Here is a 20,519-nt window from a genome sequence, read left to right as displayed (position 1 = left end):
ATGTCTTCTTCCCCCGACGCCGCGCTCGACGCCTACGCCGACGCCGCGCTCGCGCTGCATTTCCCTACACTTACCGATGAAGCCGCCGCGCGCGTGAAAGCGCAGTTCGCGCGCATCGCGCAGCTTGCCGCGCCCGTGCTGGCGTATTGCGTCGATGCGTGCGACGAACCCGCGCCGGTGTATCGCCCATGACCGCACACGCTCGTTTTCCGGATGACGCGCTGGCCATCGCCCGCGCCTATGCCGACGGCGCATTCAGCGCACGCGCACTGATCGAAGCGACGCTCGCGCGGATCGATGCACACGATGCGCAAGTCAATGCGTTCACGGCCGTTACGCGCGAACGTGCGCTCATCGCAGCCGACACGCTCGATGCACAGCGTGCGCGAGGCGACAGCTTGCCGCCGCTGGCGGGCGTGCCGTTTGCCGCCAAAAATCTCTTCGATATCGAAGGCATCGCGACGATCGCCGGATCGCGCGTGCTCGCGAACGCACCGCCCGCCACGCACGATGCGACGCTCGTCGCGCGCCTCGTCGCACAGGGCGCGATTCTCGTCGGCGCGCTCAACATGGACGAATTCGCGTATGGCTTCACGACCGAAAATCATCACGCGGGGCCGTGCCGCAATCCGCACGATTTGACGCGTTCGGCGGGCGGATCGTCGGGCGGCAGCGCGGCGGCGGTCGCGGCGGGCTTCGTGCCCGTCACACTCGGCACCGACACGAACGGTTCGGTGCGCGTGCCCGCGTCGCTGTGCGGCGTGTTCGGTGTGAAGCCGACCTATGGACGCCTGTCGCGGCACGGCACGTATCCGTTCGTCGCGAGCCTCGATCACATGGGCGCGTTCGCCCGCAATGTCGACGATCTTGCCGCCATCTACGATGCCTTGCAGTGCGCCGATCCGCTCGATCCGGCGTGCGCGCAGCGCCCGTTCGAAGCAGCGAATGCGATGCACGGCGCATTGCGCGTGGCGCGCCTGGGCGGCTATTTCGACGATCACGCAAACGACGATGCACGCGCGGCATCGCTTGCGGCGGCGGAGGCGCTGGGCGCGTCGCAGACGGTTCGCTATCCCGATGCCGAAGCGGCGCGCGGCGCGGCGTTTCTCATCACTGCAGCGGAAGGCGGCCAGTTGCACATGGAGAATCTGCGTACGCGTTACGACGAGCGCGAACCGCTGTCGCGCGACCGGCTGATTGCGGGCGCGCTTTTGCCGGCCGCGTGGATCGTGCAGGCGCAGCGCGTGCGCGCGGCTTTGCGAATGCGCGTGCTCGAACTGTTCGAACACTACGACGTGCTCGTCGCGCCCGCCACGCCGATGGTCGCGCCTCGTATCGGCGACGAGTTCATGGACATCAACGGTGAGCGCCTCGCCGTGCGGCCCAATCTCGGCTTGCTGACGCAGCCGGTGTCGTGCCTCGGCCTGCCGGTCGTCGCCGTGCCGATGCGTACGCAGAGCGGCCTGCCGATCGCCGTGCAACTGATCGCACCGCCGTGGCGTGAGGATCTGGCATTCGAAGCCGCGCGCAGACTCGAAGCGGCGCAGGTCGCGCATTGTCCGCCGCCGCCATCGTTCGACGAGGCGTTGCTTTCTTCAGGAGCGGATGCATGATCGAGATCAACCGGCCAGACGTGCTCGCCGAAGTCGACGCGGCCTTCGACGCCTACGAGCACGCGCTCGTCACCAACGACGTCGCCGTGCTCGATACGCTGTTCTTCGACTCGCCGCACACGCTGCGCTACGGCGCAACCGAAAACCTCTACGGCTACGACGCGATTCGCGCGTTTCGCGCCGCGCGGCCCGGCCAGGGCCTCGCGCGATTGATCACGGCGCGCGTCGTGACGACATACGGCGACGCTTTCGCCGTCGCCAATATCGAGTTCCGGCGCGATGGCGAACCGCGCATCGGCAGACAGAGCCAGACGTGGGTGAAGATGCCGGACGGCTGGCGCGTGGTAAGCGCGCATGTGAGCTGGATGGGCGCGTAGACGGTGTGCTGTCTGTTGAGAAGGTGCGCTGGTGGCTTGTCGAGGGCATCTTCAAGACGGAGCACCGAGCATTGCGAACGGCTGTTGCTCCTTCGGCTCATCCCTTGCCGAGCGGCGGCCGACTCGGGAAGCCGGCCACGTTGCTCAGCTGGGCCAGCTCATTGGCCGCCTCTCGCAGGAGAACCGAGTACGCGTGAATCTTCTCGACCGTCAGCCGCGCACGCGGACCCGCCAGGCTGATGACGCCGACACAACGCGAGCCGCTGACAACCGGCGTCGCGACCGCCGCCATGCGCGGCGCAAAGACCTCGTCGATCATCGCGTAGCCGCGTACACGCGCGGCGTGCAGGAAACCCAGCAGTGCCTTTAGTGTCGTCGGCGCATTGGGGCCGAACTCGTTCGGCTGTCCGAAGCCCTGCTTCAGGACGAGCGCGGCCGCTTGTTCATCGGTCATCGTCATGAGCCACGCGTGTCCGGTCGATGTGCAGGAAAGCCGTGCCGCCTGGCCCATGTCGGGATCGTAACGAAAGCCGGTGCGCTGTCCGTCCGCCTTGCCCACCCAGATGATCGCTTCACCGTCGACCAGCGACAGCCGCGCCAGCTCGCCCGTGCGCGCCGCGACGCGTTCGATGATCGGCTGGGCGATATCCGCGAGGCCGGTCAGACTCAAGAATTCCAGGCCGTTGGACGTCATGCGCATCGTCAGGATGTAGCGGCTGTGATCGGTCAATTGCCTCACGTAACCGCTCTCGACGAGCTCGGCGAGCACACGATGGCACGAGCTGCGCGGAATGCCCAAGGCATCCGCGATTTCGACCAGTCCCGCGCCTTCACCCTGAGACGCGAGGAAATCGAGCATTCTCAAGCCATTCTTGAGCGACATGATCGATCTAATTTCATGATATGAAATGCAGTTCCGGTGCGGAACGCCATGCGTTCGGAGCGCAAACAATAGCATCTGTTCGCCAAAAGACGCGAACGTTACGACATACCGAGATCCAGGAGACACCCATGTCAGTCATCGCTGACCCAAACCTTGCCGCGGGCGAACGATCCGCACAGGCTCACCAGATGGCGCGTCGCGCGGTGGCGGGCGCCACCGTCGGCACCGCGCTGGAATGGTTCGACTTCGCGTTGTACGGCGTCGTCGCTGCCACGATTTTCCCGAAGCTGTTCTTTCCGTCGCTCGATCCGACCGCCTCGCTGCTCGCGTCGCTGGCGAGTTTTTGGGCGGGGCTCGCCGCTCGTCCGCTCGGCGCGGTGATCTGCGGCATGCTCGGCGACCGCTGGGGACGCCGCAACCTGATGCTCGTTACGGTCTCGGTGATGGGCGCGTCGTCGTTCCTGATGGGGCTGCTTCCCACGTACCAGCAAGTCGGTATTCTTGCGCCGACGTTACTAGTCTCGCTGCGCATCATTCAGGGCTTCGCGCTCGGCGGGGAATCGACGGGCGCGCAACTGATGGCGGTCGAACACGCGTCCGCGACGAAACGCGGGCTGTATTCGGGCCTGCTCGGCATCTGCTCGCCGCTCAGCCAGATCCTCGCCAATTTCGCCCTCTTTGCGTTGTCCGGTCTGCTGTCGGCCGACGATTTCGAATCGTTCGGATGGAGAATCCCGTTCCTCGCGAGCTTCGTGCTCGTGCTGCTGGGCATCTATATCCGCATGAAAGTCAGCGAGACGCCGGCCTTCGAGGCGCTCAAGAAGAAAGGCGAAGGCGCGCGCGCAGCGAACCCGCTCGGCATCGTCTTCAAGTTTCACTGGCGCACCGCGCTGCGCCTGACGCTGTTCTTCTGCGGCCCGGCGGCGCTGTTCTACCTGATCGTGGTGTTCTCGCTCAGCTATCTGACCAAGAACCTCGGCGTGCCCAAACAGACCGGCTTCATGCTGTTGATGGTCGCCAATGTCTGCGCCATCGTCGGCGCGCTGGCAGGCGGCTATCTGAGCGACCGGATCGGGCGTAAGGGCGCACTGCTGATCGGCTCGTTCTGCACGCTGATCTGCTGCCTGATCTACTTTCCGATCCTTAACCAGCACTCGGTCGTCATGACGATGGCCGTGATGGGCGCCTTCCTCGGCTTCACGCAGTTCCAGAGCGGCATCCAGCCCGTGTGGTTCGCCGAGTCCTTCCCGACCGAGGCGCGTTACACGGGGTCCGCGCTGTCTTATTCGGGCGCCAACCTGCTCACCGGCGGGCCGATGCCGATCGTCGCCGTGGCGCTGCTCAACGCCTTTCATGGTTCACCGTGGGCGATCGTGGCGGTCTGCGGCTCGCTGAACCTGCTCTCCTTCCTCATGATCGCGACGTCGCGGGAAACCAGAGGCACGGCCCTCGAACGTAGCGCTACACATTAAGACCATGACTCGCAAACTCTACATTCTCAATGGCTCCAACCTGAACATGCTGGGTTTGAGGGAGCCTCACCTTTACGGCACCACCACGCTAAAGGATATCGAACAGAACTGTCTCACGCTGGCCGAGGATCTCAAGTTCGACTGCGTTTTCCGTCAGACCAACAGCGAGAGCCAACTGATCGACTGGATTCAGGAAGCGTTCCTGCAGGATGCGGCGCTGATCATCAACCCGGCCGGCTTTTCTTTTGGACGGATTCCCGTGCTCGACGCGGTCAAGCTGATCCGCCGTCCGGTGGTGGAAGTACACATCACGAACATTCACCGGCGCTCCGAGGAGTACCGTCACTCGACTATCTCGGTGGCCGCCACCGCGGTGATCTGCGGGGCTGGCGCGAACGGCTACTCGTTGGCGATTCGCTCGGTTGACGACCTCTGGAACAGTCAGAGTTAGCGGCGCGTCTCCCTCTCAGTGCGCTGCGTGCCTGACCTGAGCGGAGGCCTGTTCGAGGTCCGTCCACGCCGGCTGATCAGGCGCATATCGCGCCCGAATGTAGGCCGCGAGTTCGGCCATCTGTCTATCATCATAGACATCGCCGAAGCCGGGCATGTACCCAAGCTCGGCCGTGGCCGGACTGTCGATGCCATTGTGAAGCACATGCAGCAGGTTGTCGGGCCGGTTCTGCGCCACGCTGGTATTGAGGCCCATCAGCGGTCTCACGCCCAGATGCCCGACCCCGCCCGATGCCGCGTGGCAAACCGCGCATGCCGTCTCGAAGGTCTGCCGCCCGCGCTCCAGGCCCATGACGCTGACCACATCGGCGCCATCCGACTGCTTCTTTGCCGCGCTGGCGGCGGCCGCCTCGTCGACCTGCGGCGACAAAGACGTGATGTAGTGAGCGATCGCTCTTACATCGGACTCCGGAAGTTCGGACAGTCCGGTCACGACCGGACCCATCGGGCCCGCTGCCACACCATGCTCTTTCGAGAACCCCGTGCGAAGGTAGTCGAAGAGCGCCTTCTCGGTCCACGGAACGGGTCCGCGATGGCCCACCAAAGCCGGCGCATCCCAGCCTTCCGCCTCGCCGCCGGCCAGATACGCCAGACCGCCCTTCTCCGCGCCCAGCCGGTTGCGCGGTGTGTGACACGCGCCGCAATGCGCCGCGCCATCGACGAGATATTTGCCGCGATTCCACATCGCCGATTTCGATGCATCGGGCCTGAACGCGCTGTCGTCATGAAACAGCCAGTTCCATCCGGCGACGGTTGGGCGCAGGTTCATCGGAAAAGGCAGGCTCGTCTTCGGCGGTGCGTGCTTCACCGGCGGCTGCGACATCAGATATGCGTAGAGCGCCAGCATGTCCGGCTCGCTCATCTTCGCGAAAGCCGTATAGGGGAACGCGGGATAAAGATGCGTGCCGTCCCGCGCGATACCCTTGCGCATGGCGCGCTCGAACGCCGCATACGACCAGAGGCCGATGCCCGTCTCCGCGTCCGGCGTGATGTTGGTCGAGTAGATGGTGCCGAACGGCGTTTCGAGCGCGAAACCGCCGGCATTCTTCTGTCCGCCCGGCGCCGTATGACAGACCGCGCAGTCGCCGGCCAGGGCGATTTGCCGGCCTCGTTCGAGCGTCGCCGCGCTCCATGTCGACGCACCGACACTGCCCGGCGCGATAGGCGCAATCTCTGGCGGCCCCGGAATGATCGCGCACGCAAGACCGACGAGGCCCCCGATGAATCCGGCGATGCCGCCTCCGGCGAGCAGCTTTTTGATACGGCCGGGACGCGGCGCGGCCACGCCGTGATGAACGGGCTGCGGCGGCTGCGCGCCAGCCAGTTTCGCCTGAAGCTGCTGCGAATCGAACGGCGGTTGCCTGAAACGCACGCCGGTGGCATCGAAGATCGCGTTCGCGATGGCGGCGACCGCCGGCGCGGCGGCCCGCTGCGCGCCCGGTATCGGCAACGCATCCGGCTTGCCTTGCGCGCTCAAGGACGCCGGGCCGATAGCCGCCGCGATCTCGAACGACATCGGTGCGGACGCGGCAGCTTCGTCATGCGCGGGTCGCGCATTCGACGCGTGGCCGAGCGCCAGCGACACCGCGCTCTCGACGAGCGTATGCGGCACGCCGTGCAAAACCGGCAGGCTGGCGGAGCCTTCGCCATATCCGGCGACGACGCGGCGCACCGCGACATCCCCGGTCTGCCGATGCACATCGATATCCACGACCCACGCGGACCAGTTCGCCTCGCCTTCCCGCTCGCCGTCCATCGCGAAACCCCGGCCGCTGAGCCACTGCGAACCTGCGTCGGTGCGCGCCTTGCGTCCCCACGCGGCGCGTTCCGTGACCATCCGGACGACTTCGCGCGCGCCCGCATCCTCATCCCCGTCGAGATGACGCAGGCGCAATTCGACGGGATCGAGCGCAAGCTCGCTCGCCGTCTCGTCCATGAAGGACTCGCGCGCGAACACGTGCGCGTGCTCGGGAAGGGCGCGCGCCGGGCCGTCGAACATCAGCGAGGCGTGCGCGTGACGGTACAGCATGCTGTGCGGCGACGCGGGTTGCCAGTCCGGCTGGAACAGACCCTGTCCCGATGCGCCCGCCGACCCGTCCAGCGACACGCGGTATCGATAGCTTCGCAGCACGCCCGACGGTGTCGCATCGACGCTCACTTCCAGCGAGGCGAGACAGGCCTCCTGGCCGGCCGGCCAGCGATAGGTGTGCGTGCGGTGCGTCGTCGGCTCCTGGCCAGCGGTCCCGGCGTGCGGCGGCGCATCCGCGATGCCCACGCTATCGCTCGTTTTACTGTTCATCTTGCTGCTGAAGGTAGCGAGCGGCCCGGCGCACCGCGTTCATGATTTCGATGTGCGTTCCGCATCTGCACAGGTTGTAGCGCAACGCGTCGCGGATTTCGTCGTCGCCGGGAACGGCATTGCGTTCGAGCAGCACCTTGGTGCTCATGATCATGCCGTTCAGACAGTAGCCGCACTGGGCCGCCTGTTCCTCGATGAACGCGCGTTGAATGAAGTGCAGATTGTCCGGCGTCCCGAGTCCTTCGAGCGTCACGATATCGCGGCCGGTCGCGGCAACCGCGGGCACGACGCAGGCGCGCGTCGCGTGGCCATCGACGATCACCGTGCATGCGCCGCATTGCCCGAGCCCGCAGCCGAATTTCGGTCCGTTCAACTCGAAATCGTTGCGCAGGACCGTGAGCAACGGAGCATCCGACGCCACGAACGCGATGGTGCGCGTGTGCCCGTTCACGCGCAGCGTGACGGGACCATCGACCGGGCGTGGATGAGACATGACATGAACCCCGCAAAGGAAGCGGCGAACGCCAAAAGCAGCGCACGCCGGAAACATTCGATGCTAGCCCGCCCCGCCCCCGAAGGCGAGGCAGTCAAAAAACTCACGCCTCGGCGGGCACCGTGTCCTTCTGCGGCGAGACGAGCGGAATCTCGTACACGTCGTAGCCGAAGCACCAGGCCGGATCCTCGTTGGTGCGCAGCCAGGTGTTGTTGTGCGATACGAGCTGGACTTTCGAGGCGCGCGTGGACCGGTTGGCTTCGTAAAGCGCGAACGCATTCGTGTAGTCGGACACGCCGACTTCATCGAGACAGCGCGTGAGCATCGCCGCATCCTCGATCGCCATCGCGGCGCCCTGCGCCATGTGCGGCTTCATCGGATGGCAGGCATCGCCCAGCAGGACCATGCGGCCACGGCTCCAGAGCGGCAGCGGATCGCGTTCGAGCAGCGGCCACTTGGAGATGGACGGCGAGACATCGATCAGATGCTGGATGTCGGGATGCCAGCCCGCGAACGCTTCCTTCATCTCTTCGCGGCTGCTCTCCATGAACGGCACGCCCGCCGGCCATTCCTTCTGCGGCACGCCGGTCACGTAGTAATACTCGTCGTGCTGCTCGGTGACGTAGTAAACCATCATGTGACGGTCGCCCGACCACCACTTCACGCACGCGTCATACGGCTTGTTATTCAGCAACGACGCCGGAAACACCGCGCGATGCGCGACCCAGCCGGTGTACTTGGGCGGCTCCGCGCCCAGCAGATGATCGCGGATCTTCGAATTGACGCCATCCGCGCCGATCACGATGTCGGCCGTCTCCACGGAGCCATCGGCGAAAGTCATGCGCACTTCATTGCCGGTATCTTCGACCGAACTCAGCTTCTTGCCGAACCGCACGACGCCCGGGCTGCTCGCCTGCGTCAGCAGCGCGTGGAAGTCACCGCGATGCACGGTCAGATAGCTCGCGCCGTAGTTCTTCACGGCAAAGTCGCCCAGCGGAATCTGCGACATGATTTCCGACGTCTTGCCATCCCGGCTGTACCAGTAGTCGGGGTGCGATCCCATCTTGTTGAGCGCGTCTTCACAGCCGATACGGCGCATCACCTTCATCATGTTCGGCCCGACGTGGATGCCCGCGCCCAGCCGCGAGAATGCTTGCGCCTGCTCGTACAGGACGACGTCGTAGCCGCTCTTCTCCAGCAATGCGGCAGCGGTCGCGCCGCCGAGTCCAGCGCCGATGACGGCAATGCGGGCTTTGCTCATGGAAATCTCCTGATCGATGTGTGCCCGTGGTGTCACGCGATGACATCCAGCGAGCTGAGTGACGGTGTGATTTATAGCGTACACACTCAATATCACGAAAACAAGCGGAAATATTTCAGAGAACGCGAAACGCCCCTTCATAGGGCGAAAAGACCGTTATACATAGGGAAAATACTGACGCTATCGATGCACTAAGGTTTTTTCTCGGGTTGTCGTTTTATAACGTACACGCTAGACTTTGATGCAATTCCCCTCACCGGTCAGGAGTATCCATGTTCAAGACCTATCGCATCGGCCAGATCGTGCCGAGTTCCAACACGACGATGGAAACCGAGATTCCCGCGATGCTGCGCCTGCGCGAAGCCATCCGGCCCGAGCGCTTCACGTTCCATTCGAGCCGCATGCGCATGAAAAAGGTCGTCAAGGAGGAACTGGCCGCGATGGACGCCGAATCGGACCGCTGCGCGATCGAACTGTCGGATGCGCGCGTCGACGTGCTGGGTTACGCCTGCCTCGTCGCCATCATGGCGATGGGCCGCGGCTATCACCGCGTCTCGCAAGAGCGCCTGACGAAGCACACCACCGAGAACGGCGCTCACGCGCCCGTGCTCACCAGCGCAGGCGCACTCGTCGATGCACTGAAAGTGATCGGCGCGAAGCGGATCGTGGTCGTCGCTCCGTATATGAAGCCGCTGACGGAGCTCGTTGTGGATTACATCGGCAGCGAAGGCTACGAAGTCATCGACTGGCGGGCGCTCGAGATTCCCGACAACCTCGAAGTCGGGCGTCATGACCCGTCGCGGTTGCCGGACATCGTCTCGAAGATGAAGTATCAGGACGCCGATGCCATCGTGCTCTCGGCGTGCGTCCAGATGCCATCCCTGCCCGCGGTGGCAAAGGTCGAAGCGATGACCGGCAAGCCCGTCATCACGGCCGCCATCGCCACCACCTACGCGATGCTGCGTCATCTCGATCTGGAGCCCATCGTTCCCGGCGCGGGCGCGCTGCTGTCCGGCGCGTATTGAGCCGCCCGGCAACTTTTGCGGAGCCACACCATGTCATCCACGTTTCTTCACGGCGGCAATGTGTTCGCCAACGGCATTCGCCAGCATTACCTGCGCTATGGACCCGGCGCAAGCAGCGCGGGCGAGCGTTCGACGCGGCCGGCCATCGTCCTGATTCCGGGCATCACGAGTCCGGCGATCACCTGGGGCTTCGTCGGCGAAGTCCTCGGGAGCCGCTTCGATACCTATATTCTGGATGTGCGCGGGCGCGGCCTTTCATCGGCATCGGATACGCTCGACTACAGTCTCGACGCGCAAGCCGACGACGTCGTCGCGTTCGTCGAGGCGCTGGGCCTCGACGCCTTCAGTCTCCTCGGCCACTCGATGGGCGCACGCATCGCCGCGCGCGCGGCCGGACGCATCGAGCGCGGGCTCAGGATGGTCGTGCTGGTCGATCCGCCCGCGTCCGGTCCGGGGCGCCGTCCCTATCCTTCGCAGTTGCCGTGGTACGTCGATTCGATGGCGCTCGCGCGCAAGGGCATGGACGCGCAAGCCATGAGCCAGTTCTGTCCGACGTGGACCTTCGAGCAGCGCCAGTTGCGCGCGGAATGGCTGCATACGTGCGATGAACGCGCCGTGCTGGCATCGTTCAAGGGCTTTCATGAAGACGACTTCTTCGCCGATGCAGCGCGCCTGAACGTGCCGTCGCTTCTCGTCACCGCCGAGCGCGGCGATGTGGTCCGGCCGGAAGACGTCGCCGAATTGCAGCGCGCCACGCCTTCGATGCTGCACACGCGCGTGCCGGATGCGGGCCACATGATCCCGTGGGACAACGAAGCCGGCTTCTATGCGGCGCTGGGCGATTTCCTCGGCGCGCCCGTGTCCCTGAGCAAGCCTGCGTGAGCGCACCGCACATTCTTTGGAGATGACGATGGCTATCAGCGACTATCAACTCATCGAAGCGTGGAAGGAAGTGCTCACGCTCTCGAAGCTCGAACGCGGTCAGACGGTCACCATTCTGACGAGCGCCGGCACGCATCCTCAGACCTTGTCGTGCGCGCTCATCGCAACGCAGTCGATGGGCGCGATCGTGAACCGGCTGGACTTGCCGCCCATCAACGGCGAGAAGGGTTTCAGCCGCGATTCGCTCGCGTATCTCGGCACGACGCCGCTCACCGGCAATCAGGCGGCGATCGCCGCGCTCAAGAATAGCGATCTCGTGCTGGACCTGATGACCTTGTTGTTCTCGCCGGAGCAGCACGAAATCCTGCAGTCGGGCACGAAGATCCTGCTCGCGGTGGAGCCGCCCGAAGTGCTCGTGCGCCTCGTGCCGACGCTCGCGGACCGCACCCGCGTGCTCGCCGCGACCGCGCGCATCAAGGCGGCGCGTCAGATGCACGTGCAATCCGACGCGGGCACGGACTTCACCTGCCCGATGGGTAATTTTCCCGCCATCGCCGAATACGGTTTCGTCGATGAACCCGGCCGCTGGGATCACTGGCCGAGCGGCTTCGCGCTGACGTTTCCGAACGACAGGACCGCGCACGGCAAGATCGTCATCGACCGGGGCGATATTCTGCTGCCGCAAAAGCACTACGTCAGCGAGCCGATCACGCTCACGGTGGAGGGCGGCTATGCGGTGCGCATCGAAGGCGGCACGGATGCGGCGCTGCTGCGCGACTACATGGAAACCTTCGACGATCCCGAAGGCTATGCGATCTCGCACATCGGCTGGGGACTGCAACCGCGCGCACGCTGGTCGACGCTCGGCCTCTACGATCGCGAAGCCACCATCGGCATGGACGCGCGCGCGTTCGAGGGCAACTTTCTGTTCTCGCTCGGACCGAACAACGAAGGCGGCGGCGATCGCACCACGACCTGCCATATCGACATCCCGCTGCGCCATTGCACCGTCTCTCTCGACAACGAAGTCGTCGTCCGCGATGGCCGCGTGCTCGACGCCAACCACGCATAAAGGCACGACATGAACGATCTCACCCAGCATGCGGAAGCGCATGTCTACCGGCAACAGGGCTTCGGCACGCCGATGGCGCCTAAGGGCCGGGTCGCCCTGCTGATCGTGGACCTCGTGGTTGGCTTCGCCGACCCCGCGGTCTTCGGCGGCGGCAATATCCCGCAGGCGATCGAGCGCACGAAGCAGGCGCTCAAGGCCGCGCGCGAGAACGGCTGGCCCGTCGCGCACAGCCGCATCGTCTACGCGGCCGACGGCAGCGACGATAACGTCTTCTCGCTGAAAGTCCCCGGCATGGCGACGCTCACCGAGGACAATCCCAACAGCGCCATCGTCGAGGAACTGACGCCGGCAAAGGGCGAACTGGTGGTTCGCAAGACGGTTCCGTCGGCATTTTTCGGCACGCAACTGACGCCCTGGCTCGCGCAGCAAGGCATCCAGACGCTGCTGGTGGCGGGCGCCGTGACGAGCGGCTGCGTGCGTGCGAGCGTCGTCGACGCCATGTCGTTCGGCTTCCGTCCGTTCGTGCTGTCGGACTGCGTCGGCGATCGCGCGCAGGCGCCGCACGAAGCGAGTCTCTTCGACATGGCGCAGAAATACGCGACCGTGCTGCCGCTGTCCGATGCGCTCGCGGCGATCTCGGCAGCCGAAGCCGAAGCGCGGTAGTGTAGGAAATGGGGCGTGGACCGCTTCGGCCGTTCACGCGCCGAAAAATGCCCGCATGAATGACGAGGAAGAACGTGAATCGCGCCGATCTGCTTGCCCGAAACGGCCGCCTGGCCATCATTCGCCAGCCGCTCAGCCCGGTCGCTCCCGCGCGGGGCCAGCCGGGAAGCCCTTCGACCTTCGTGCCGGATGTGCCTGAGGTGTTCGTGGCCGTTCTCGACGACGAAAGCATCCTCGCGTTCAACGGGCATGTGGATCTGGGCACGGGCATTCGCACGTCGCTGGCGCAGATCGTGGCGGAAGAGCTCGACGTTCCCGCCGAACGCGTTCGCATGATCCTCGGTTCGACCGCCGCGACGCCGAACCAGGGGCCGACCATCGCCAGCGCCACGATCCAGATATCGGCGGTTCCGCTTCGCTGCGCGGCGGCGCAGGCACGCCTCGCGCTCCTCGACCTTGCCGCGCAACGCATGGACGTCGCCATCGAGCGCCTGACGACGGCGAACGGACGTGTGTTCCTCGAAGATGCCGATGCCGCCGGCGGCTGCACCTTCGGCGCGCTGGTGAAAGACCGGCAGATCACAGCCGAACTGGACACGCAGGTCAAGACGAAAGACCCGGCCGACTATCGGCTCATCGGCCGTTCGTCGAGACGTGTCGATGTGCCTGCCAAAGCCACCGGCCAGCTGACCTTCGTGCACGACGTGCGCGTGCCCGGCATGCTGCATGGCCGCGTGGTGCGCCCGCCTTACAGCGGCATCGACTCGGGGCCGTTCGTCGGCCGGTCCCTGATTTCGGTCGATGAATCTTCCGTCGCCGATATCCCCGGACTTCGCGCGGTGGTCGTCGTCGGCGATTTCGTGGGCGTCGTGGCCGAGCGCGAGGAGTTCGCGGCGCGCGCCGCGCGCAGACTCAAGGTGCAATGGCGCGAAACGCCGCCCCTGACGCCGATGGACGATATCGGGCAAGCCATCTCGAATGCGCCAGCGACGCGCCGGCTGCTGCTCGAAGAAGGCGATGTAGAACGCGTGCGCGACGCGACGGGCACCACGACCCTTTCGCGCACTTACGTGTGGCCTTATCAGATGCACGGGTCCATCGGGCCATCGTGCGCGGTCGCGGACTACCGCGAGCCCGGCGACGGACGCATCACGGTCTGGTCCGGCACGCAGAATCCGGTTTCGTTGCGGCATGACCTCGCGAAGCTCGTCGGACGCAGCGAGGCCGACTTCGACATCGAACGCATGGAAGCGGCCGGATGCTACGGCCGCAACTGCGCGGACGATGTCTGCGGCGATGCGCTCCTGCTCTCACGCGCGGCCGGGCATCCGGTGCGGGTCCAGTTAACGCGCCAGGACGAGCACCTTTGGGAACCCAAGGGCACCGGCCAGGTGATGCAGGTCACGGGCACGGTCACGGACGGCGGCGAACTCATCGGCTACGACTTCTCGACGCGCTATCCGTCGAACGATGCGCCGCTGCTCGCCCTGCTGCTGAGCGGTGTTCAGCCGGCCGTTTCCGGTGTGTTCGAAATGGGCGACCGCACGGCTGTGTCGCCCTACGAGTCGCCCAACCGGCGTTTCGTCTGCGAGGATCTGGCGTCGATCGTGCGCGCGTCGTGGCTGCGCGGCGTCTCGGCGCTGCCCAATTCCTTCGCCCACGACGCTTTCGCCGATGAATGCGCGGCGCTGACGGGCGCCGACCCGCTCGAGTATCGCATCCGGCATCTGAGGGACGATCGCGCGATCGACCTGCTGCGCGCCGTCGCTCAGCGCGCTGGCTGGCAGGCTCGGCCAAAGCGTATCGAGACGCACGGCCGCCTCGTGCGCGGACGAGGCATCGCCTACGCGCGCTATGTGCATAGCCGCTTCCCCGGCTTCGGCGCGGCGTGGGCTGCGTGGATCGTCGATCTCGTGGTCGACAGGTTGAGCGGCGAGATCACGGTCGAGCGCGTCGTAATCGGGCAGGACACGGGCACGATGATCAACCCGGATGGCGTGCGTCACCAGATTCACGGCAACGTGATCCAGGTGCTGAGCCGTTCGTTGAAAGAGCGCGTGCGGTTCAGCGAAGGCAAGACGGCTGCGCGCGACTGGTCGAGCTACCCGATATTGACGTTCGCCGAGGTGCCCGCGATCGACGTGGTGCTCATGCCCCGGCAAGGCGAACCGCCGATGGGCGCGGGCGAATCCGCTTCGGTGCCCGGCCCCGCCGCGCTGGCCAACGCTATTTTCGATGCAACCGGCGTGCGATTCTTCGCTCCGCCGTACACGCCGGACGTCATCCGCGCCGGTCTGGACAAAGCCGGGCGGCGCTATGCGTCGAACGAGGACGCTCGCACGGTTTCCTCATAACGAGCTGTCCGCGGCGATCAGCTTTCGTCGAGGTCGAGCATCTTGCGCAGCAGGTATTGCAGCGCCACCCGCTCGCCCGGATTGAGCTTGCCGTAGGTGCGCTCCGTGACCTGCGTGGCGAACGGCACGGTCGCGTCGATCAGCTTTTCTCCCTGCGGCGTGGCGTTCACCACCAGCTTGCGGCCATCCGTCGGGTCCGGCACGACGTTCACCAGCGCGCGCGCCTTCAGGCGATCGACGACGCCACGGATCGTCGCCTGGTCGATCGCCGTCGTCTTGACGATGTCATTGAGCGAACATCCCCTGCTCTCCTTGACGGCGGACAACGCCACGAACTGCGCGGCCGTCAGCTGCGAATCGGGAATCGCCTCCTGAAAGATCGCGACGTGGCGCTGATAGGCACGACGCAACAGGTGACCGATCTGGTCATGAAAGTCGTAATCGTCGTTTGGGAGCGACATATCCGGAGAGGCGGTTTCCAAAGAGTGATGCGCGCGGCGACGCGCTTGCAGGGCTTCCATTTTAACGGACCGACTCCGAAGCAAGATTCGATGATCGACGACGCCTGCACGGAGATGGTGCCGGCGATTGTCGTCCCAGGTGCATATTTGAGCGTATACGCTTAATATCCGTGCACAGACCGGTTTCATCCATGGGGTTTTACCCGTGTCGTGACGAACTCCAGTATTGCGCAAATAATTGCGCTACGAAGCACAAACACGTAATTTTCCGGCTCGCTTCCTGCCGCCCGGACCACAAACGGCTCTAAGGGTAATTTCTAGCGTGTACGCTTGTATTTTGACATGCTATACAGGATCCTGTGGACGCAAAACACATGTTTTCGTCAAGGAATCTTCACCTAACCAGGGCCGCCCCATGTCAACTGTTCAATCTGGCGTCAGCGTCGCGTCGAGAGACACGCATCAAGAGCTATACCGGAAGGTCACGATTCGCCTCATCACGCTGTTCTGCCTGTGCTATTTCGCGGCGTACCTGGACCGCGTGAACATCGGTCTGGCAAAGCTGCAGATGCTCGACGCGCTGAAGTTCAGCGATGCCGTCTACGGCCTCGGCGCCGGTCTGTTCTTCGTGGGCTACGTGCTGTTCGAAGTCCCGAGCAATCTCATCCTTCAGCGGGTGGGCGCGAAGTTCTGGATTGCGCGCATCATGATCACGTGGGGTCTGTTGTCGGGCGCGACGATGTTCGTGCATACGCCGATGCAGTTCTACATCGTGCGATTCCTGCTGGGCGTGGCCGAAGCAGGCTTCCTGCCGGGCGTGCTGCTCTACCTCACGCAGTGGTATCCGGATGCGCGGCGTGCACGGATCGTGGCGCTGTTCATGGTCGGCCTGCCGATGTCGAGCATGGTCGGCAGCCCGATCTCCGGCTGGATCATGCGCTTCTTCGATGGAACGCATGGACTCGGCGGCTGGCAATGGCTCTTTCTGCTCGAAGCACTGCCTTCCATCCTGCTGGGTTTCGCAGTGCTGCGCTGGCTGCCGAACACCATCGAATCGGCGAAGTGGCTGACCGATGATGAAAAGAGGACGCTGCGCGCGGAACTCGCCGAAGAAGGGGCGGAGCACAAGAGCCACAAGCTGAGCGAAGCCTTCTCCAACCGCAAAGTGTGGTCGCTCGGGCTCATCGACCTGTGCGTGCTGCTCGGCCTGTACGCCGTGAGCTTCTGGCTACCGACCATTCTTCGCGACACGGGCGTAACGGACTCGTATCACATCGGCTGGCTGATGGTCATTCCGAACGCCGCCGCTGTCGTCGGCACTTTGCTCTGCGGTTCGAGCTCGGACCGGGCGCGCGAGCGGCGGTGGCATATCGTCGTGCCGTTCGCCGTGGCGGCCACCGCACTGGTGATCGCCGGGGCGACGACACCGAGTACGGCGATGACGGTTCTGCTGTTCTCGCTCGTGAATGCAGGCGCCGCGGCAGCGATGCCCGTGGTATGGGCGCTTCCTTCGACGTTTCTTCGCGGGACAGCGGCGGCCGGAGGCATTGCTTTCGCGTGCTCGATTGCGAATGTGGGCGGATTCGGCAGCACGTATCTCATCGGCTATCTTCGCGACACGTTCCACACGCAAAGCGCCGGTCTCTACGCGTTTGCCGCGTTCATTCTGTTCGGTTGCGCGCTGGCGCTCGCATTCCCGAAGAAGCTGGTCAATCGTTGATTCACTGCGCTCGAAGCAGGTGGCGCGACGTGAGTCGCGCCATCGGAATCCCGAACCGCGTCGTGTCGATGGCGTGAACAGATCACGCGTGCGCTGACCCGCGCTACTCCTTCGCTCTCTGCGCAACATGCGCTATCCGGTCCCGCACGACGCCGATCGCCTGCTTGAGGGCGTACACGTCCTGAAAATATCGATAAGGAATCCGAATCCGGCTCGCGTTCGCGTCGATGTTTTCGATCTCTTCGCTCCATTGCGCAATCTGCGAGCGGGTCGGGTCGCTGCTGCTCCACACTTCGTCTTCCAGTGCCTTGATCTCGCGATACCAGACCACGAGCCGCTTTTTCATGCGCGCTTCGAGCAGGCGCGGCAATGCCTGCAGCAAACCGATCAGAAGCGCGGCGAACGGCACGAGGATCAGCAGCCGTCGTTCGATCAGACTCGCGAGCCAGAACGGCAGAGTGCGGTACAGGAACGGCTGGCCGGATTTGAAGTAGCGAACGCTTTCGTCGGAAATCGGGAATTCATCCGTGTTCGTGTTCGGGAAGGTGCCGAGCGGCGTGAAGTAATCTTCGCGACCGTGAACGATGCGCGCCGCATCGAGCAGCAGATAGACGAGCGCCGGATGCAGCGGGCCTTTCGATACCAGCAGCGCCGTCGCCGCGAGCAGCGTGACGTCGGTGCGCGGCAGATCTTCAGCGACACTCGCCGACGCGCGCGGCAGAATGATTTTCGAAAGCGACGGGATCTTCTGGACCAGCGCATCGGCCTGCGCGAAACTCATCAACTTCAGGCGACTGTTCAGCAGGGTCTTCTGCATGTCGGCGTCGGGCCTGCCTATGAAGAACGCCGCGTCGATCTGGCCGCTTTCGAGACCCTGATAAGCCGCCGGCGCATCCATTTGCAGCAGTGTCGAATTCTGGCTCGTGATGCCGCTATAGCCGAGCAATGACTGCGCAACGTTGAGCAGGCCGCTGCCGGACACGCCCATCGAAATCTTCTTGCCGCGCAGTTGCGAGAGCCGGTCGACCGTGGTCTCACCGCGATAGAACACCCAGATCGGTTCGTATGACACTGCGGCAATCGTCTGCAGATTGTCGGTCTCTTTCGGACGCGTGGTGCCCGACTGGATGAAACCGATGTCGTAGACGCTCTTCGGGTCTCTCAGCCGATCGTAATTTTGTACCGAGCCGGAAGAATCGCGGATATCGAGCTTGATGCCGGCGCGCTTCAGGATGGGCGCGTAGCGATCGGCAAAGCCACGATAAATGCCGTTGTCCGCACCGCTCGTCATGACTATGGTGCGCTGGAACGCGGGCTCGACCATGATCGCCATCGCCCACCCGAACGCGGCCAGCACAGCGATCAGGCCGATGATCAGAAGGCGCCGCCTTGCCCGGCTCATGGGGGTTTTCTGGCTGCGCTGCAGCGCTGGATTGTGTCTGGGCATCGTTACCCGGCCTGCCAGGTCTCACCGCGAAGGATCGCGGCACGCGCGGATCAGGCACTGGGGGAAAATGTCTACGATACCAAGGATCATGAAGGCGGGAGGGAAGGGGCGCTTCATCAGTCGCGTCACGCGCATTCCATCACCTGCTCCGCACAACGCAGAATCCCTTTGATCAGGCGTTCCCTCGGCGATGTCCGGTGCCAGAGCAAGCCAAAGCGCCGGGGCTCCGTCTTCATCGGCAGCGTGATCTTCGCGATGGCAAGTTTCGTCGTCAAAGGCGAAACGATGTCCGGTGCGAGCGACACGCCGAGACCCCTGTCGACCATCATCGCGATTGCCATCAGCGAGTTGAGCTCGAACAACTCGTGCGGCACGATCTTCGCCGCGCGCAGATACTGATCCGCCTGTTTGCCCCCGCCGAGCGACCGGTCGTACCGAATGAACGGCTCACGACGCAGTAGCTCATGCGGCTCCTCGGCCGCCAGCTTCGAGTGTGCAAGAACGACGATCGGCTCCTCGCGCAACAGATGCCATTGATATGCCTTGGGCAACGCGAATGCCGGATGAAGGCAGATCGCCACGTCGAGATCGCGCTCGATCGCCTGAATCTGCTGCGCGATGGCGGCCGGCGTTACGCCGACCCGGCGCGCGGCCTCGGCCATCGATCCGCTATCGACGACGAGCAGCAGATTGGAGAGGAAAGCGACGTCCATATCAGCTCGGTCGCGGCGGCCATCGCGCTGTATCTGCTCGGCGTGCTGAGTCATCAGTTGTTCGGCTGGCCCCGCGCCCGTCGTGATGCTCGTGCTCGTGGTCGCGGCGCAGTTGTTCCAGGTGGTATCGCCGCGCGTGCGGGGCGGCGCGCGCTTCATGTATGGCTTCTTTTCGAGTGCGGTCACCTATCCGCTCATGTTCGCGATCAGTGTCGCGATGGCGGAGCTGTCACGGTGATGACTGCGCTTGCTGTCTTTGCTTACTTGCGCTGGCTATCCGCGCGATTTATCGCACGGATACACCGATCAACCAGCGATCGCCCGAACTCGCCGCGACGCCGCACGCATTCGTCGATGCTTCTGCTTTTCCAGCCATTGCAGCGATTCGAGCACGACCGGGTGAGGAACCTCGTCGAACGAGGCGCTGCGAATGAGCGCCTCACTAGCGGCAATATCGTTGAACTGGCCAAGCTTGTTCTGCACGGACGTCAACTTCTTGATGGTGCGACCGTGTCCGCCCTTGATAACGGGTTGAAAGAACTCCAGCAGATATCTCAGCTTCTTGCCCGCCTTGCGAACGTCGTGGAGATCTTCTTCGTGAGCGGTCTCGCTGCGTGCTGCGCGCCTGCTCCGCTTGCGAAGCGCGCGCTGCGCCAGGCGAACGCGTTCCTCAGCGAACGCTTGAATCGGAAGATCGCTGCAACGCGACTGCAAGGTCGTTTGCGCGCGCAGCAGGACATCGTTCAGGAACGCCTCGACTTCGTCGCTCCTGATCATCGCCTGACTGTGCGCCACCGCCTGTGCGCGTTTCTCGCGTGCGGCCGCCACGAGCAATTCGATCGATGCGCGCGACTCCTGGGCAGCTTTCAGGAGATCGCCAGCGATGTCCCAGTCGCGCGTTCCGCCCGCCACCGCAGCGAGACGCTTGAATTCTTCGACGGCTTGCGCAGTAGCCTCTTCTCCGAGCCAGGGGGAATACGCCCAGAACAAGGCGCGAAGCTTTCTGAACGCGACGCGGAGTTGATGAAAGCCTTCGGCATCGCTTGTCGTGGACAGCGCTTTCGCCCTTTGAACCGCCTCAGCGACCACCGGTGTAGCGAGAAACGAAAATGTACTGGCGATCGTGCTCTGTCTTGTCAGCAATGAACCTGCAGGCAGCCGTTCATTCCTGAAGAGCGTCTTCGGACGCGGCAAGGGCCAGTCACCATCCATATCCATTCAAACCTCGGGTCGGGCAGCAGATATATTTTGCCCAGACCATAACACAGCAGCTT

At 64.2% G+C, this 20,519-nt stretch carries 20 protein-coding genes; 12 read left to right on the top strand and 8 right to left on the bottom strand.

All coding sequences use genetic code 11. The features are described 5' to 3' along the window. The 3 genes from AWB80_RS19715 to hpxZ are packed head-to-tail and all read left to right on the top strand — an operon-like array spanning position 1 to position 1,990. Positions 1-192 (top strand): AtzG-like protein, encoded by a 192-nt coding sequence (locus tag AWB80_RS19715; protein WP_061176423.1) that lies wholly within the window; start codon positions 1-3, stop codon positions 190-192. Beyond that, positions 189-1,613, top strand: coding sequence for an AtzE family amidohydrolase (locus AWB80_RS19710; protein ID WP_061176337.1), 1,425 nt, complete (start codon positions 189-191; stop codon positions 1,611-1,613). The genes AWB80_RS19715 and AWB80_RS19710 overlap by 4 nt, the downstream gene beginning before the upstream one ends. Further along, positions 1,610-1,990 carry an oxalurate catabolism protein HpxZ gene (hpxZ, locus tag AWB80_RS19705; protein WP_061176336.1) on the top strand — a complete coding sequence of 127 codons (381 nt, stop codon included), beginning with the start codon at positions 1,610-1,612 and terminating at the stop codon, positions 1,988-1,990. Before AWB80_RS19710 ends, hpxZ begins: the two co-directional genes overlap by 4 nt. A 97-nt stretch (positions 1,991-2,087) precedes the next feature. On the opposite strand, the gene AWB80_RS19700 is transcribed toward hpxZ, so the two are convergent. Continuing rightward, a complete protein-coding gene (locus tag AWB80_RS19700; RefSeq protein ID WP_061176335.1) occupies positions 2,088-2,873 on the bottom strand; it encodes an IclR family transcriptional regulator in 786 nt (261 codons plus the stop codon). A 188-nt stretch (positions 2,874-3,061) separates the two neighbouring features. Here AWB80_RS19700 and AWB80_RS19695 point away from each other — a divergent pair, with 188 nt between their 5' ends. Beyond that, entirely contained in the window at positions 3,062-4,345 is a 1,284-nt protein-coding gene (locus AWB80_RS19695) for an MFS transporter (protein WP_061176334.1), read from the top strand. A 4-nt stretch (positions 4,346-4,349) separates the two neighbouring features. Continuing rightward, complete coding sequence (locus AWB80_RS19690) at positions 4,350-4,796, top strand: type II 3-dehydroquinate dehydratase (RefSeq protein ID WP_061176333.1); 447 nt, start codon at positions 4,350-4,352, stop codon at positions 4,794-4,796. A 15-nt stretch (positions 4,797-4,811) separates the two neighbouring features. Here the strand turns inward: AWB80_RS19690 and AWB80_RS19685 are convergent, their stop codons facing one another. The 3 genes from AWB80_RS19685 to AWB80_RS19675 all read right to left on the bottom strand — a co-directional run bounded on the left by AWB80_RS19685 (position 4,812) and on the right by AWB80_RS19675 (position 8,908). After that, the gene (locus tag AWB80_RS19685; protein ID WP_061176332.1) at positions 4,812-7,154 is read right to left on the bottom strand and encodes a c-type cytochrome; all 2,343 of its coding nucleotides are present in this window, start codon (positions 7,152-7,154) and stop codon (positions 4,812-4,814) included. Next, positions 7,144-7,647 (bottom strand): (2Fe-2S)-binding protein, encoded by a 504-nt coding sequence (locus tag AWB80_RS19680; protein ID WP_061176331.1) that lies wholly within the window; start codon positions 7,645-7,647, stop codon positions 7,144-7,146. Before AWB80_RS19680 ends, AWB80_RS19685 begins: the two co-directional genes overlap by 11 nt. A gap of 103 nt (positions 7,648-7,750) precedes the next feature. After that, positions 7,751-8,908, bottom strand: a complete 1,158-nt coding sequence (locus AWB80_RS19675; RefSeq protein WP_061176330.1) for an FAD-dependent monooxygenase — start codon at positions 8,906-8,908, stop codon at positions 7,751-7,753. A 272-nt stretch (positions 8,909-9,180) separates the two neighbouring features. Here AWB80_RS19675 and AWB80_RS19670 point away from each other — a divergent pair, with 272 nt between their 5' ends. From AWB80_RS19670 to AWB80_RS19650, 5 genes are all read left to right on the top strand, one after another. Then, a complete protein-coding gene (locus AWB80_RS19670) occupies positions 9,181-9,933 on the top strand; it encodes a maleate cis-trans isomerase family protein (protein ID WP_061176329.1) in 753 nt (250 codons plus the stop codon). A gap of 30 nt (positions 9,934-9,963) precedes the next feature. After that, positions 9,964-10,815, top strand: coding sequence for an alpha/beta fold hydrolase (locus tag AWB80_RS19665; protein WP_061176328.1), 852 nt, complete (start codon positions 9,964-9,966; stop codon positions 10,813-10,815). Positions 10,816-10,843: 28 nt separating this feature from the next. Continuing rightward, positions 10,844-11,887, top strand: a complete 1,044-nt coding sequence (locus tag AWB80_RS19660) for a 2,5-dihydroxypyridine 5,6-dioxygenase NicX family protein (RefSeq protein ID WP_061176422.1) — start codon at positions 10,844-10,846, stop codon at positions 11,885-11,887. 9 nt (positions 11,888-11,896) lie between these two features. After that, complete coding sequence (locus AWB80_RS19655; RefSeq protein WP_061176327.1) at positions 11,897-12,550, top strand: isochorismatase family protein; 654 nt, start codon at positions 11,897-11,899, stop codon at positions 12,548-12,550. A 74-nt stretch (positions 12,551-12,624) separates the two neighbouring features. Then, positions 12,625-14,904: a xanthine dehydrogenase family protein molybdopterin-binding subunit gene (locus tag AWB80_RS19650; RefSeq protein ID WP_061176421.1), complete on the top strand. Its 2,280-nt coding sequence runs from the start codon at positions 12,625-12,627 to the stop codon at positions 14,902-14,904. A gap of 17 nt (positions 14,905-14,921) precedes the next feature. Here the strand turns inward: AWB80_RS19650 and AWB80_RS19645 are convergent, their stop codons facing one another. Next, positions 14,922-15,365 (bottom strand): MarR family winged helix-turn-helix transcriptional regulator, encoded by a 444-nt coding sequence (locus tag AWB80_RS19645; RefSeq protein ID WP_061176326.1) that lies wholly within the window; start codon positions 15,363-15,365, stop codon positions 14,922-14,924. Between the two features lie 415 nt (positions 15,366-15,780). Here AWB80_RS19645 and AWB80_RS19640 point away from each other — a divergent pair, with 415 nt between their 5' ends. Further along, the gene (locus tag AWB80_RS19640; protein WP_061176325.1) at positions 15,781-17,085 is read left to right on the top strand and encodes an MFS transporter; all 1,305 of its coding nucleotides are present in this window, start codon (positions 15,781-15,783) and stop codon (positions 17,083-17,085) included. A 103-nt stretch (positions 17,086-17,188) separates the two neighbouring features. On the opposite strand, the gene AWB80_RS19635 is transcribed toward AWB80_RS19640, so the two are convergent. After that, the gene (locus AWB80_RS19635) at positions 17,189-18,487 is read right to left on the bottom strand and encodes a TAXI family TRAP transporter solute-binding subunit (protein ID WP_061176324.1); all 1,299 of its coding nucleotides are present in this window, start codon (positions 18,485-18,487) and stop codon (positions 17,189-17,191) included. Positions 18,488-18,657: 170 nt separating this feature from the next. Further along, the gene (locus tag AWB80_RS19630) at positions 18,658-19,245 is read right to left on the bottom strand and encodes a LysR substrate-binding domain-containing protein (RefSeq protein WP_061176420.1); all 588 of its coding nucleotides are present in this window, start codon (positions 19,243-19,245) and stop codon (positions 18,658-18,660) included. Between the two features lie 85 nt (positions 19,246-19,330). Between AWB80_RS19630 and AWB80_RS44945 the strand changes: the two genes are divergently transcribed. Beyond that, positions 19,331-19,483, top strand: coding sequence for a 2-hydroxycarboxylate transporter family protein (locus tag AWB80_RS44945; protein WP_244206615.1), 153 nt, complete (start codon positions 19,331-19,333; stop codon positions 19,481-19,483). Between the two features lie 68 nt (positions 19,484-19,551). Here AWB80_RS44945 and AWB80_RS19620 read toward each other — a convergent pair whose 3' ends face one another. After that, complete coding sequence (locus AWB80_RS19620) at positions 19,552-20,463, bottom strand: CHAD domain-containing protein (protein ID WP_061176323.1); 912 nt, start codon at positions 20,461-20,463, stop codon at positions 19,552-19,554. Between the last annotated feature and the right edge of the window lie 56 nt (positions 20,464-20,519).

Source organism: Caballeronia pedi (assembly GCF_001544915.2).
Lineage (GTDB): Bacteria > Pseudomonadota > Gammaproteobacteria > Burkholderiales > Burkholderiaceae > Caballeronia > Caballeronia pedi.
The sequence above is the reverse complement of the archived record's forward strand: the minus strand, read 5'-3'. Positions and strand labels throughout refer to the sequence as shown.

Bases quoted from the DNA above. Each gene is read 5' to 3' on its own strand.
- AWB80_RS19695 (WP_061176334.1), top strand. From the start codon at position 3,062: ATGGCGCGTCGCGCGGTGGCGGGCGCCACCGTCGGCACCGCGCTGGAA.
- AWB80_RS19630 (WP_061176420.1), bottom strand. From the start codon at position 19,245: ATGGACGTCGCTTTCCTCTCCAATCTGCTGCTCGTCGTCGATAGCGGA.
- AWB80_RS19700 (WP_061176335.1), bottom strand. From the start codon at position 2,873: ATGTCGCTCAAGAATGGCTTGAGAATGCTCGATTTCCTCGCGTCTCAG.
- AWB80_RS19680 (WP_061176331.1), bottom strand. From the start codon at position 7,647: ATGTCTCATCCACGCCCGGTCGATGGTCCCGTCACGCTGCGCGTGAAC.
- AWB80_RS19660 (WP_061176422.1), top strand. From the start codon at position 10,844: ATGGCTATCAGCGACTATCAACTCATCGAAGCGTGGAAGGAAGTGCTC.
- AWB80_RS19670 (WP_061176329.1), top strand. From the start codon at position 9,181: ATGTTCAAGACCTATCGCATCGGCCAGATCGTGCCGAGTTCCAACACG.
- AWB80_RS19715 (WP_061176423.1), top strand. From the start codon at position 1: ATGTCTTCTTCCCCCGACGCCGCGCTCGACGCCTACGCCGACGCCGCG.
- AWB80_RS19655 (WP_061176327.1), top strand. From the start codon at position 11,897: ATGAACGATCTCACCCAGCATGCGGAAGCGCATGTCTACCGGCAACAG.
- AWB80_RS19645 (WP_061176326.1), bottom strand. From the start codon at position 15,365: ATGTCGCTCCCAAACGACGATTACGACTTTCATGACCAGATCGGTCAC.
- AWB80_RS19665 (WP_061176328.1), top strand. From the start codon at position 9,964: ATGTCATCCACGTTTCTTCACGGCGGCAATGTGTTCGCCAACGGCATT.
- AWB80_RS44945 (WP_244206615.1), top strand. From the start codon at position 19,331: ATGCTCGTGCTCGTGGTCGCGGCGCAGTTGTTCCAGGTGGTATCGCCG.
- AWB80_RS19635 (WP_061176324.1), bottom strand. From the start codon at position 18,487: ATGAGCCGGGCAAGGCGGCGCCTTCTGATCATCGGCCTGATCGCTGTG.
- AWB80_RS19675 (WP_061176330.1), bottom strand. From the start codon at position 8,908: ATGAGCAAAGCCCGCATTGCCGTCATCGGCGCTGGACTCGGCGGCGCG.
- hpxZ (WP_061176336.1), top strand. From the start codon at position 1,610: ATGATCGAGATCAACCGGCCAGACGTGCTCGCCGAAGTCGACGCGGCC.
- AWB80_RS19685 (WP_061176332.1), bottom strand. From the start codon at position 7,154: ATGAACAGTAAAACGAGCGATAGCGTGGGCATCGCGGATGCGCCGCCG.
- AWB80_RS19620 (WP_061176323.1), bottom strand. From the start codon at position 20,463: ATGGATATGGATGGTGACTGGCCCTTGCCGCGTCCGAAGACGCTCTTC.
- AWB80_RS19710 (WP_061176337.1), top strand. From the start codon at position 189: ATGACCGCACACGCTCGTTTTCCGGATGACGCGCTGGCCATCGCCCGC.
- AWB80_RS19640 (WP_061176325.1), top strand. From the start codon at position 15,781: ATGTCAACTGTTCAATCTGGCGTCAGCGTCGCGTCGAGAGACACGCAT.
- AWB80_RS19690 (WP_061176333.1), top strand. From the start codon at position 4,350: ATGACTCGCAAACTCTACATTCTCAATGGCTCCAACCTGAACATGCTG.